Annotated in this window: 14 protein-coding genes; 8 read left to right on the top strand and 6 right to left on the bottom strand. The window is 66.5% G+C overall.

Annotated features, from left to right (window positions below; translation table 11 throughout):
* Position 1: 1 nt before the first annotated feature.
* Positions 2-874: an NAD(P)-dependent oxidoreductase gene (locus ACVOJ1_RS07590; protein ID WP_346480243.1), complete on the bottom strand. Its 873-nt coding sequence runs from the start codon at positions 872-874 to the stop codon at positions 2-4.
* A gap of 204 nt (positions 875-1078) precedes the next feature.
* Here ACVOJ1_RS07590 and ACVOJ1_RS07595 point away from each other — a divergent pair, with 204 nt between their 5' ends.
* Together ACVOJ1_RS07595 and ACVOJ1_RS07600 are read left to right on the top strand one after the other, a co-directional pair.
* A complete protein-coding gene (locus tag ACVOJ1_RS07595; protein WP_111186918.1) occupies positions 1079-1540 on the top strand; it encodes a helix-turn-helix transcriptional regulator in 462 nt (153 codons plus the stop codon).
* A gap of 10 nt (positions 1541-1550) precedes the next feature.
* On the top strand, positions 1551-1976 hold the full coding sequence (locus ACVOJ1_RS07600; RefSeq protein ID WP_053515885.1) for a VOC family protein: 426 nt from the start codon (positions 1551-1553) through the stop codon (positions 1974-1976).
* A gap of 45 nt (positions 1977-2021) precedes the next feature.
* Here ACVOJ1_RS07600 and ACVOJ1_RS07605 read toward each other — a convergent pair whose 3' ends face one another.
* Positions 2022-2717, bottom strand: coding sequence for an HAD family hydrolase (locus tag ACVOJ1_RS07605; RefSeq protein WP_111186919.1), 696 nt, complete (start codon positions 2715-2717; stop codon positions 2022-2024).
* Positions 2718-2810: 93 nt separating this feature from the next.
* Complete coding sequence (locus ACVOJ1_RS07610) at positions 2811-3725, bottom strand: hypothetical protein (RefSeq protein ID WP_283219768.1); 915 nt, start codon at positions 3723-3725, stop codon at positions 2811-2813.
* Between the two features lie 205 nt (positions 3726-3930).
* On the opposite strand from ACVOJ1_RS07610, the gene ACVOJ1_RS07615 reads away from it, so the two are divergent.
* Complete coding sequence (locus ACVOJ1_RS07615) at positions 3931-5505, top strand: S15 peptidase family protein (protein WP_346480244.1); 1575 nt, start codon at positions 3931-3933, stop codon at positions 5503-5505.
* Here ACVOJ1_RS07615 and ACVOJ1_RS07620 read toward each other — a convergent pair.
* Together ACVOJ1_RS07620 and ACVOJ1_RS07625 are read right to left on the bottom strand one after the other, a co-directional pair.
* On the bottom strand, positions 5479-7893 hold the full coding sequence (locus ACVOJ1_RS07620) for an ATP-binding protein (protein ID WP_346480245.1): 2415 nt from the start codon (positions 7891-7893) through the stop codon (positions 5479-5481). The genes ACVOJ1_RS07615 and ACVOJ1_RS07620 overlap by 27 nt on opposite strands.
* 282 nt (positions 7894-8175) lie before the next feature.
* Complete coding sequence (locus ACVOJ1_RS07625; RefSeq protein ID WP_346480246.1) at positions 8176-8814, bottom strand: response regulator; 639 nt, start codon at positions 8812-8814, stop codon at positions 8176-8178.
* An 83-nt stretch (positions 8815-8897) separates the two neighbouring features.
* Here ACVOJ1_RS07625 and ACVOJ1_RS07630 point away from each other — a divergent pair, with 83 nt between their 5' ends.
* Complete coding sequence (locus ACVOJ1_RS07630) at positions 8898-9542, top strand: LuxR C-terminal-related transcriptional regulator (protein WP_065182299.1); 645 nt, start codon at positions 8898-8900, stop codon at positions 9540-9542.
* 90 nt (positions 9543-9632) lie between these two features.
* Positions 9633-9836, top strand: coding sequence for a hypothetical protein (locus tag ACVOJ1_RS07635; RefSeq protein WP_346480247.1), 204 nt, complete (start codon positions 9633-9635; stop codon positions 9834-9836).
* Positions 9837-9871: 35 nt separating this feature from the next.
* On the opposite strand, the gene ACVOJ1_RS07640 is transcribed toward ACVOJ1_RS07635, so the two are convergent.
* On the bottom strand, positions 9872-10177 hold the full coding sequence (locus ACVOJ1_RS07640) for a hypothetical protein (RefSeq protein WP_154582308.1): 306 nt from the start codon (positions 10175-10177) through the stop codon (positions 9872-9874).
* A 434-nt stretch (positions 10178-10611) separates the two neighbouring features.
* Between ACVOJ1_RS07640 and ACVOJ1_RS07645 the strand changes: the two genes are divergently transcribed.
* From ACVOJ1_RS07645 to ACVOJ1_RS07655, 3 genes are all read left to right on the top strand, one after another.
* A complete protein-coding gene (locus ACVOJ1_RS07645; RefSeq protein ID WP_346480248.1) occupies positions 10612-10977 on the top strand; it encodes a hypothetical protein in 366 nt (121 codons plus the stop codon).
* Positions 10978-11149: 172 nt separating this feature from the next.
* A complete protein-coding gene (locus ACVOJ1_RS07650) occupies positions 11150-11893 on the top strand; it encodes a CS1 fimbrial subunit B flags: Precursor (protein WP_262100613.1) in 744 nt (247 codons plus the stop codon).
* A 66-nt stretch (positions 11894-11959) separates the two neighbouring features.
* A complete protein-coding gene (locus ACVOJ1_RS07655) occupies positions 11960-12457 on the top strand; it encodes a CS1 type fimbrial major subunit (protein WP_053515864.1) in 498 nt (165 codons plus the stop codon).
* Positions 12458-12564 lie beyond the last annotated feature (107 nt).

Below are 12564 nucleotides of genomic sequence, written 5' to 3' on the forward strand. Positions count from 1 at the left end.
ATCAGGCGGCGGGCGGTCCTCGCAGCGCCTGCAGCACGGCCGCCATGTCCAGCCCGCCCAGGCCGAGCCGCTGGGCGCGAGCGAAGAGAGCATCGCTGGCCTCGATCAGCGGTGCCGTGATGCCGGCGTCGCGCGCCGCCGCAGCCACCAGCTGGCTGTTCTTCAGCACGTCGGTGATCGACGCCTGCACCGCGTAGTCGCCGCGCACCATCTTGTCGAGCTTGATCCGCGAAACGTCACTGGCCATCGGGCCGGCATCAAGCACCTGCGCGAAGCGCTCCAGCGGAATGCCGTGCGCTTCGGCGAAATGCACGGCCTCGGCCAGGCCGGTCACCAGCGTGATCAGGTACAGGTTCACGGCGAGCTTCATGCGCAATGCCGCGGTAACATTGCCGCAGGGAACGCATTGCCTGCCCAGCGGCGCCACCAGCGCGGAGGCCTGTGCGACGTCCTCGTCTTCACCTGCCAGCAGGATGACCAGCTGCGCTGCTTCGGCCTGCACCCGCGAGCCGGACACCGGGGCTTCCACATAGCGCCCGCCGGCTGCGCGCACCTGTTGTGCCAATGCCTGCGAATAGGACGCGGAGCTGGTCCCCATGTTGATCAGCAGGCGACCGGCAGCACGCGCGGCGAATTCGGGGCTGTCGCGCGCCAGCACGCTGTCGATCGCCGCGTCGTTGGCGAGCATGAGGATGATCGTGCCGCAGGCAGCGAACACGTCTTCAACGCCATCGGCCACTTCGACACCGGCGGCGACCGCCTCGGCGTCGTTGCGGCCCGAGCGCGACCATCCCAGTACCTGGCTTCCCGTCCGCGCCAGGTGCGACGCCATCGGCGTTCCCATCACTCCGAGCCCGATGATTCCGACAGGCATGACTGCTTCCGCTGGGGACAAGGCGCCCATCATGCCGCAGGGCGCCGGCGACCGGCAGGGATTGACCGCGCGCAGTCGGGGACGCAGGCTGGGCCGGTTCATGGCCGCCCGACACCCATCGCCCCTGTCCGCATCCCCGCACGCCATTGAAGGGATGGCGTGCGCGGAGGATGCGTGGCCCTGCCTCGTGCATGCGGGGAGGCCATGAACCAGAGCCCGGAACTGCTGCGCCGGTTGCTGCGTGCCCGCGACTGCATGGACCGCGCCAGCCACGAACCGTGGCCGGTCGCCCGTCTGGCCGACGTCAGCGCAGTGTCCGTGGCGCACTTCGCACGCTCCTTCAAGCAGGCGTTTGGCACACCGCCCCATCGCTACCTGCTCAGCCGGCGCATCGAGCGGGCGGTTGCCCTGCTGCGCGAGACCGAACTGCCCATCACCGAGATCGCGCTGGCGACCGGCTGGGTCAGCCTGGGCACCTTTGGCCGCATCTTCCGTGACATCACCGGCGCCAGCCCGGGTGCCATCCGCGAACGCGAGCGCGCAGGGGTGGCAGCGCAGGGTCGGGTACCGGAGTGCCACGCCCGCGCGGCACGACGCCCTGACCTGAAGACCGCAGTTCTGGAGAAGCGGCGACGCGACAGCGCTGCTAACGTCGCCCCCGACTGAGGGAGGTCCCATGACGAACAGCGTGAATGTGGTCGGCCTGTACGTGCGCGACCAGGATGAAGCACTCGACTTCTACGTCGGCAAGCTCGGCTTCGAGGTGCACACCGATGTGCGCAACGGTGACTACCGCTGGCTGACGGTCCGCAGCCCCGGGCAGGACGGCGTCCAGCTTGGCCTGTTCCGGCCCGGCCCACCGGTCCACGACGCCGCCACCACGGCGAGCCTGCAGCAGCTGCTGGCCAAGGGGGCGATGCCGCCCCTGGTGCTCGCGGTGGACGATTGCCGGGCCACCTACGAAGCTTGGCGACAGCGCGGGGTCGAGTTCACCCAGGAACCGGTCGAGCGCTACGGCGCGGTCGATGCCGGATTCCGTGATCCTTCCGGCAATGGCTGGAAGATGATCGAGGCCCGGTCCGATGCGAGGCGGCGGCCATGAGCCGCGGGCGCGGGGCCGGCCCCACGCTGCATTCGGTTGACCGGATCACGCCACGGCGCCGGCCGCGTGGGCGGCCAGCAGGGCCGGCAGCTCATCCATGCGCTGGAACACCCGATGGACACCTGCGGCGCGCAGTGCCTCCGGGGTGCTGTGGTGCGGCCCGCCCTCGCTGAAGCCGAACACGGTGGCACCCGCGGCCACGCCGGCCGCAGCGCCGGTCACGGTGTCCTCGATCACCGCACAGCGTTGCGGCTCGACGCCCAGCGAAGCGGCAGCGGCCAGGTAGACATCCGGATGTGGCTTGCTGCGCGGCATGTCCTGGCCGCTGAAGACATGGCCCTCGAAGGCGTCGAACATCCCGACCTTGCGCAGTTGCAGTTCCACCTTGTGCAGGTCCGCGCCGGACGCGCAGGCGATGCGGCCGCCGGTGGCTGCGTGGATGGCCCGCACGGCTTCAGGGGCACCTGCGATGGCGGTCAGGTCCCGCTCCAGGGCACGATTGCGCTGCTGGCGGAACTCCTCCAGCCATTCGGCGGTGAAGGGTTTTCCCGTGCGCTCCTCGATCAGGCCGGCCAATCCGGCGACGGACTTGCCGAGAAAGACCTCGCCTGCCTGGGCGGGGGTCAGCAGCCAGCCGCGCGCACTCAGCATCTCGGAGAGCACGCGGGCCACCAGCGGCTCGGAATCCACCAGTACGCCATCGCAGTCGAACAGCACCGCATCGAAGGGGTAGGGGGACATCGACAACTCCTGCCAGTGAAAAGCCCATCATTATCGCCGGTTCGCGCAGCGCCGGGTTGCCGGGCTGCGGATGGGATGCCGAGGGCGCGCCGACTACAGGCCCGGCTCCCGTCCCATGCGATGCGCCAACGCGAAGATCGCATCGGCCCCGGCCTGGGCAGCGTCCCTGTCTTCCGGCTGCAGGTCGCTGGTGAACAGGTCCTCGACCGACTCCGGCCCGCACATGCCCGACTGGCCGCACAGGCGGTTGAGCAGCGGAGAGTCGATTCCGCAGGGGATGCCGAGCCGGCATCCGGCGAGCATCCAGGCCGCTGTGGCGACCTCACTGCCGGCGGGAACGCCCTGCAGCTGCTCGCGCCTGCCGGCCGCCGTCGAACCCATCAGGTTGGAAAGAGCCACGTACGCCTCGCCATCCTCCTGCAGGAGGACGGCTTCAATCAGTGTCCTGTGATCGGCCAGGGACAGATCAGAACGTGCATGCAGGATCTGCTCTTCTATCTGCGCCACCAGACTGCCCTGCCGGGCGGCCAGGCTTCGGTAGTGCCGGACGTTCCTGATGCTCTCGAGAATGCGCAGCGACACCCCGGCACAGCGCCTCTGCAACCAGGCATGGCTGCGTATCAGGGCCGCACGGCGCGCAGTCGGGATGTCGCTCGTCGCGAGTGCCGTAGGGTCGATGGACATCATGCACTCGTCGTAGATCCGGCTCAGGGCCAGGCTGGCGTCGGCGTCGCCGCTGCGCGAGCGCTGCTCCAGGTCGGCGATGAGCAGATCCAGGCGGGCCGCCTCGCGGTAGCGCGCCATGGGTGAAAGCACGGGCTTGGCCTGTCCGGTACCCGCGGCGGCTGCCGACGCCGGCGCACCGTGCAGCGCAGCCTCGGCTCCGGTAGTGGCCGTGGGTGATTGCGTGCTGTCCGCAGACCGCCGCGAGGCGACGACAAGCGTCATCGCCAGGAGGACCAGCAGGGCGGCCACGCATGCGGCCATCCGGAACGGGAACTTCGCCATTGACCTCTTTTCGGCAATTGAATCTGCCGGCACCGGCCGGGAGCTGTCTGTGTGCCTGCATCGGCACGCTCGAGCCTAGCACGCCGCATTCATGTTCAGGCCTGGCGACAGGGGCGTTCCCGCCATGTTGCGTCGCAAGGTGTCTCCCACCATTCGCACTGGTACGGTCCGGCTCGTCGCACTGCAGCGACGGGGAGAAACGACGATGCGCAAGATGCTGCTGCTGTTGATCCTGTTGACCGGCCTGTCACCTGCCGCCTGGGCGGTGACCGTCACCACCACCCATCAGACGATACCCAGCTGGGACGGAACACCGCTCGGGGTATTCGTCATCCAGCCGCAGGGGCAGGGCGAGGGACGCCTTCCGCTGCTGGTCATGCCCAGCAGTTGGGCCGTTCCCAGCGTGGAATATGTCGGCGTCGCGCAGGCGCTGGCCCAGCGTGGCTATATCGTGCTCAGCTACAGTTCGCGCGGATTCTGGGAGTCGGGTGGGGCGATCGACATCGCCGGACCCGCCACCGTCGAAGATGTCAGCGCGCTGATCGACTGGGCGCTGGACAACACCCGGGCCGATCCTGCCCGCATCGGTGTCTCCGGCATCTCCTACGGCGCCGGCACCAGCCTGCTGGCGGCGGCGCGTGATCCGCGCATCAAGGCAGTGGCCGCACTGAGCGGCTGGGCCGACCTGGAGGCGGCGCTGTACAGCAACAACACGCCCAGCGCGCAGGGCATTGCCCTGCTGGTGGCCGCCGGCATGGCCACCGGTCGTCCCGGTGAGGAGCTGGCCACGATCAACCGCAAGGTGGTGACCGGCAACTTCCAGGGCGCGGTGGAATCGCTGCTGCCGGTTGCGGCACTGCGCAGCCCGTCCGCCAGCGTGGCGGAGATCAACGCCAACCGCCCCGCCATTTTCCTGGCCAATGCCTTCAACGACAGCCTGTTCCCGCCTGGCCAGCTGGTGGACTTCTTCAATGCGCTGACCGGTCCCAAACAGCTGCAGCTGCGTCATGGCGATCACGCCCTCAACGAGGCGCTGGGTGCGCTGGGGGTGCCGAATGAGGTCTACGCCTCGGTGGGGGACTGGTTCGATCACTACCTCAAGGGCGTGGCGAACGGCATCGATCGTGCCCCGGCCGTGCAGCTGAAGTCGCAGAAGGGCAGCTGGAACACCTATGCAGACTGGCAGGCGACCCGTGCCGGGGCGACCCAGTACGCGCTGACCGCGCCGGGCGGACTGCTGCTTCCCACGGGTGGCCTGGTCGAGAACGGGCGCAGCAGCGGCTGGAGCTACCGCATCGGCAGTGGCCTGCCGACCGCCGCCAACTCCGGTGTCGCGATGGTGTCCGGCTCCCTGCAGATGATCAACGTTGCGCCTGGCGCCTACGTGCCCTTCATCGGCCGCAATGCCGCCGGCGTCTGGCAGAGCCCGGTCTACTGGAGCGCCCGTCGCCTGGACGGCATGCCGGAAGTGCGCGTCACCGTCACCCCAAGCCGGGCCGATACCACGCTCTATGCGTATCTGTTCGTCGAGGACGTCCTCGGCAACGGGCAGCTGATCAGCCACAAGCCGTACACCCTGCGCAGCGCGACCCCAGGGCAGGCCAGCACGCTCGATCTGCGTCTTGAAGCGAGCAGCTGGAACATCCCGGCCGGAAGCCGGCTGACCCTGGTGATCGACACCGTGGACCTGCGCTATGCCGGCGTCAGCCAGCTGGGCGGAACGGTCACCTTCAGTTCCCCGGCCAACGCACCTTCAGTCCTGCGGGTGCCCTTGCACTGAGGCGATGCCGCGTTCCTCGACGGGGACGCGGCCGCGTGCGGCGGAGGAAGCGCACGGCGCCGCTGCCAGCGGCGCCTGCTGCATCCGCGTGCCATGCGCCGCATACCATCGCAGGTCTTCGATGAGGCGGGCGATGTCACTGGCCGACGCCGGGTCTGCCGTGCGTTGGCGCAGTGCCGGCATCAGGGCCCGCGCGATGGCTTCGATGCCACGCTCGCCAGCGATGGCCGCGCTGCCGCAGATGCGGTGGGCCATGTCGCTGGCCTTGCCCCAGACGCCCGCCTCGACCGCGACCTGGAGATCCTGCAGGTCGCTGTCATACGATTCCCAGAAGATCTCCAGCATTCCGCGTGCGATCTCGTCCCCCGGTCCGCGGCCCAGCCAGGCCCTGAGCTGGAAGGTGGAGAGAGGTTTGGTCACGACGTGATCGAACCCCGCCTCGGCGCACTCCTTCGCATGTTCAACGCCCTCCATCGCTGAGATCGCCAGGATGCTGGCATGTCCTTGCCGCCGCGAGTGCTCAATCGCGCGGATCCGCCGGCACAGTGCGTAGCCATCCATGTCGGGCAGGTTGCAGTCCAGCAGGATCGAGCCGAACTGAGGAGCCGTCCGGATCACGCGCAGGGCATGCGCAGCATCCGTCGCCAAGGTCACCGACAGCCCCATCGCCTCGATCTGCGCCTTGAACATCCGTGCACTGTAGATATGGTCCTCCACGATCAGCACCGATGGATTCCCGTGCGTGGCGGTCGCCTGCTGTTGGAGTGCGAGCGTGGGAGCGGAAGGTTCGCAGGCTCGCGCGTGACGTGCGGGAAGCACGACGTGGAAGCGACTGCCTTTTCCGGGGCTGCTCTCCACCTGGATGGAACCCCCCAGCCGCTGCGTGATGCGCGAGCAGATGGACAGGCCCAGGCCAGCACCGCCCAGGGCGCGTCCCTGCTGGCTCTGCCAGTAGTCGGAGAACAAGGCGTCGCGCTCCTCGGCACTCATGCCGATACCGCTGTCGATGACCTCGATATTCAGTGTGCAGTGCCCGGACGTGCCGGCCTCCACCCACAGGCGTACACGTACGTCACCGTTGCGTGTGAACTTGATCGCGTTGGACAACAGGTTGACGACCACCTGCCGCACCACGATGGGATCGATCCACAGATCGCCCGGCTCGCCACCGGGCAGTTCCACATGGCAGGTTACGTTGCGTTCGCGCGCCTGCGGGCGGAACGCGCGCACCGACTCCTCGATCAGGGGGCGCAGCGCGACCCGCGTTGGCTCCGCTGCGCGGCTGCCTCCTTCAAATCGCGAGTACTCCAATGCGTTGTTCAGCAGAAGACTGAGGCTGGAGGCACTGGCCAGGGCTGCATCGAGGGCCTCTTCCTGCTCCGGAAGCACGGGGCCCTTGCCGAGCAGGTCGGTTGCCGAAAGCAGCGCATTGGCCGAATTGCGGATTTCATGGCTGACCACGGCCAGCATCCTTGCCTTCTCCTGCGCGGCGCATTTGGCCAGATCCCGTGATCGCTTCATCTGGTAGGCCGCGAACGCCAGCGCCAGCAGGACGAGGGCGGCGGAAATCGCTTCCGTCCGGTAGTACAGCAGGATTGCGCCGACCGAGGGCGGCGTGCGGTACACCGTCTCCAGCCAGCCATCGATCACATCCCGGTGATGGGCGACCGAAAGCGCGCGGAGTCCGCTGTCGATGGTGTCCAGCAGCGCCTTGTCCTCGCGCCTGACCACCGCACGCACCACGATCGGCAGCTCCGCGACCGCACCGGACGCGACCAGGGTATGCTGGAAGTATCGGCGGATCACCGGGTTGTACAGCGCATCGGTTCCCAGCGCCGCATCCGCCGTTCCCGACTCGACCGCACCGAGGATCTGCGGCACTCCCGTGAACTCCAGCACCTTGATATCCGGATGATGGCGCCGGATCCAGTCAACGTACTGGCTGCCCTCGCGTACGGCGACCACGTGGCCGGCCAGCGCGCCAAGCGTAGCGAAACCGGGCCCCGCCGCGCGCGAGAACAGCAGTGTCCTACCCTCGTAGTAGGGCGGCGAGACCAGGAAGCGGTCATCCTGGGGAAGACCCAGGTCCATGACTGAAGGCACCAGATCGACCTTGCCCGACTGAAGCTGACGGTAGGCCTCCGTGGGCGATCCGGTGGGTACGAACTGGAAGCGGACGCCCGCGAGCCCGGCGATGTGCATCATGTAGCGATAGGCGGAAGCACCTTTCCCGGTGGCGAAGCCAACCGCACGCCCTCCGTCCAACTGCGGATCGGCGGCCACACGGATGATGCGCGCCTGCGTGACGTCGTCGTTGCGGGAGGAGTGATGGACTCCCGTGGCAAGCGCGCAGAGCAGAAGCGCGGCTGCAGCCAGCAGCCCGGCCATTCCTGTTGATCGTTTCATCGGCCTTCCAGAGGCGGGCAAAGCACGTGAGCGGATCTCACGGGACGTTGTGCTGGAGAAGCCGTTGCGACGCGGTGCTGTCACCCCGCGGTGCTCCTCCATTTCGGTGCTGGAAGGCTAGCAAAGAGTGCCCGATGCGTCTTTGCAACTAATTGTATTGGAGAACCTGAACGAGCCGTACATCATTCCTGCCCCGGCCCGCTGCCGCCTTCCCACTACACGAGGTGCCAACGCGACCCTGGGCGCGCCCGTCGGCAGACGCGCTCATTCCAGTCCCAACTCCGATGCGAACCTGAAAAGTTCGGCATTGCTGCTCACGCCGAGCTTGCGCATTGCCGCACGCTTCTGGGTGCTGACCGTCTGCTTGGTGACCGCCAGCTCAAGCGCAATCTCATTCACGCCCTTGCCCGCCAGGAGCAGATGTACCACCTGTGCTTCGCGAGGCGAGAGCAGTTCGCCGGCGGAATCGAATCCTTTCACATCGCGGCTGGCCAGGATGGCGGGTGAGAAATACCGGCGTCCCTGGGATGCGGCCAGCAACGCTCTGGCGACATGCCGCAGGTCATCCGACTTGCTGACCACCGCGGCCACCCCGCGCGTGAGCAGAACCTGGATGATCGGCCACTGGTCCAGCGCGGTGAGAACCACGATGCGCAGTGCCGGGTACCTGCTGCACAACGTATCCACCAACGCCAGGCCATCGCAGCCGTCGCCAGCGGGCATGGAGTAGTCGACGACGGCAACATCGGCAGGCTGGACAGCGAGGAGGTCCAGCAGTTCGACGCCGTTTGCAACGCTGGCCAGGCATTGGAATCCTGCCTGCTCATCGACGATCGCCTCAACCGCAAAGCGCGTAATCGGATGATCGTCGGCAATGACAACATCCTCGACTCGGTCTTTCATAGTGTTTTCCTTCGCATTGCGTTTTCGCGAACAGGAAACTTCACGGCCAACCTGACAAGCGTCAACAGAAGGAGGCGCGAAACATGCCTGTCGAATTCATCATCGCCGATGATCACCCCGTGGTCACCATCGGCGTTGCCCGGCTCATCGCCGCACACCCGGACCTGTCCCTGCGGGGGTGTGCCAGGAATTCGAGCGAGCTCGTCAACCTGCTGGCCACCACCAGCGTGCAGGTCGCGGTGATCGACTACTCGATGCCGGGTGGCGAGTACGGAGACGGTCTGTCATTGATCCGCTTCCTCCTGCGACGCTTTCCTCGCACGGCGCTCGTCCTGCTCACCGGGAACGACAGCAGCCACATCATCGAGCATGCGCAGCGGGCCGGCGTGAAATGCATCGTTGCCAAGTCCGATCCGCTGGAGTACCTGCCACCGGCCATTCTCGCCGCGGCGGTCGGCAGGAACCACCTGTCGCCGCGGATGCTCGAACTCGCTTCGCTGCATGAGCAGTTGCCGGGCGTGGTGCTGTCCGGGCGCGAGCTGGAGGTCCTGCGCCTTCTGGTCGAAGGTTACAGCCAGCGCGAGGTGGCCCGCCAGTTGTGCCGCAGCGTACAGACCATCAGTGCACAGAAGCGCTCGGCGATGAAGAAGCTCGGCCTCAACAGCACCATCGATGTCCATCGCTATGCTGCTGCCAATGGCTGGGTGACCTGTGCCGATGGCGGATAGGCTTGCGGCATTTGCAAACTAGTTCGATTGTGGAAGTGAACTGCCATCCATACAGTGACTGCAACTTAACTCGTAGTCCGGGGGAGCGGAATGACCATTGAACTGAATGCCTGCGTAGCCGGAGTGCTTGCACGGTTCGCTGCACTGGATGTCGAGCAGCAGCGGTGGTTCCTTGATTCGTTGAACGGCTACATGTACGCGTCCGCGCCGCAGCGGAGGCAGCTGCGCAGCAGGTGGGAGAACCATCGTCACGACGAGGTGGGCGGTCGCAGCGCCGTGCCCCGGCAGGCCTAGGCGGCCACGCGGGTGGAGTGGGGCGCCCGCACCCATCATCGCTGTTCCGTGACGCCCACGATCTGCACCGATTCCCGATACAGTGCAGCAACGCCGGACCTCGCCGCGCTTGCCTGCTCCAGTAGTGTCTCTTCCACGGGCAGAAGCCCGGAGCGACATGCCTGCACCACGTCCTTGCACTCCATCATCATCCACTTCGTCTGACTGTCGTCCATCACGATTCTCGACAGCACGCGCGAGGCTTTGCGCAGTGCGATCTCCCGCGATGTCGCATGGGCACAGACGTAGGCGTAGAGCGGGGGCGCGAGGCCATGGCGATCACGCCGCAGGTCGAACTTCATCAGAAAGCACACACGCATCCGAACACCGCATCTCCGGCCGGGTCAAACGACGCGCCATCGCGCCGACAGTGCAACTCCAGCGGGTTTCGCTGCAGTGCAATATGGCAACAGTGCAATCAAGTCCGCGTTCTTTCCATAGAACTTTTATCAATCATTCGTTGCCGAGCTGGCCGGACAAGGCGATCCGCGCTGAACTTCGGAGTTGTTCGATTGAGTGCTCCAGCCGGCGGACATAGCATGGACGGCGCGCCGGCGCAGGAAGCGGCGAGGGGGCTGTTACCTACATGGACCATGTCGAGGGGGTCAAGACGATGTTCGCAGCGGGAGCCGGAGTACTGTCGGATCTGCGTCACTGCCTGTGCCGGGACTCCGCAACGATGCCCCATGATGAAGGTGCCATCCTGGGGCCGTCATCTGCATCGGAAGAGGCAGGCGTGCGCAGCCACATTGCCTTCCTGTGCCGATTCCCCGATCGCGATGTGCCGGTGATTACCAGCCGGTTCATGGGCCGGTCACTGACGGTGAGCATCGGGCTGGAGCCCCGTGGCGTCGGTCACGCAGGAAAGCAGGCCACCGGGGCAGAGCAGCGTGCGCTGCGCAGCGCGTGCGGCCGCGGTCGCATCCATACCGTTGCCATATCCACACGCACCGCCGCTCCGATCACCCTGCACGGCATGTTCCGTTCGGTGCCCGATGGCGAAGGCGTGATGATCCTGTGCGCCGACGATGCGGTCCGCCAGCATGTGATCGCTCTGATGGGCCTGTCGAACCACTGTTCCAGCTGCGGCGCGACCCGCTGATTCCCTGTTACAGCGTGCGCAGTACACGAAGCTGAGCCGTTCATCCGCGCGGCCCGGGGTTTCGAATTATTCGGAATAGTTGCATACCCAGGCAGAGTATCCGTCCCTATCGTAGCGCCCTTCGATGAAGAGGGTGTCGGCAACGCCGCACCCCGACCTCAAGGAAGCTCCGATGAAACGCCTCATCCTGCTGGGCGCAGCCTTGCTGTTGCCCACGTTCGCCAGCGCCGAAATGCCGTCGATCCACGTCGGCGCCATGTACGAGTACCTGTTGCCCGACCAGGGCGCATTGCTGAAGCGTGTCCGCAACAGCGGTGACGCCACGGCATTCGTGCGTGTGCAGGTCACCGAGGTGCGCTACACGGAGGACAACACGCCTTACGAGGTCGATGTGGAGCCGGGTGTGTATGGCGGTGGTGGCAATGCCCTGATTGCCAGCCCTTCGCGCCTCATCGTTCCGCGCCAAGGGCAGCAGGCCACGCGGCTGCTCTTCCACGGCAATCGTGACAAGGAGCGCTATTACCGCGTCCGCTTCGTGCCTGTGCTGCCGAAGAAGGAGGACGAGTTCGCACTGACCGAGGCGCAGTCCGAGGACTATCGCCGTTCCATCGCGGCCGGCGTCAACGTGCTCACCGGCTATGGCGTCTTCGTCATCGTGCATCCGGAAAAGCCGTTGTCTGATCTGCGCACTGATCGACAGGCCGACCGCACCGTGGTGCACAACGCGGGCAACAGCACCGTGGTGCTCGACAACGTGCGCCAGTGCAGCACCGGCACCCAGCCCGGGCAATGCGGAGCGTCGCGCAGGGTGCATCTGTTGCCCGGACGCAGCGAGGCATTCGCACATCTGCCTGGCCAAGACCATCGCTTTGAAATCGTCGAGGGGAAATCCCGCAAATCCGTCCTGCTCGACTAGCAGCTTCCTCTGAAGCTGCGTCCACCGCCGCACACGTCGGCATTTTCCAACCCTGGAGCAATTGCAATGAACCTGAAGTCCATCACCGTGGCCGCCCTGGCCACCCTGACCCTGTCGCCGGCCGTCGCCTTCGCCGATCCGGAGCAGTTCCCGCTGCAGATCAACGTCACGGCCACCGTGCCGTCGCCGACCGGCCTGCAGATTTCCCCCGTGGGTGACTGGGCCGGCGAAACCCAGGACCTGCCGTGGAACATGACCACGCAGCGTCTGGAGCCGGTGCAGAAGCAGATCGACATGAAGAGCGGCCTGGGCGCGATCACTGCGCACCTTGCCTACGACGCCAAGCTGGCGGCAGACGCCGGTGAAATGCCGATGACGGTTTCCGTGGCCGGCAAGACCCTGGACGTGGGCCCGGCCGCCGCCGTTGAAGTCGCGACTGAAGTCGAGGCTGCGGCTGGCAAGCGTGCCCTCGTGTCCATCGCAGCGGCGCCGGCCGGCGGCGACTACCTGCAGGGCAACTACAGCGGCACCGTTTCGATGATGTTCGAAAGCCGTTCGCCGTAAGCACAGTCCTGTGCAGACCGGGCGCGCCCGGGCCCCCCCCGCGAGGGGGCGCCCGGCGCAGGATGTGTGAACAAATATTCATCAATTGTCTGGGCGCCCACCCTCAG

It is taken from the genome of Stenotrophomonas sp. STEN225 (genome assembly GCF_056756445.1).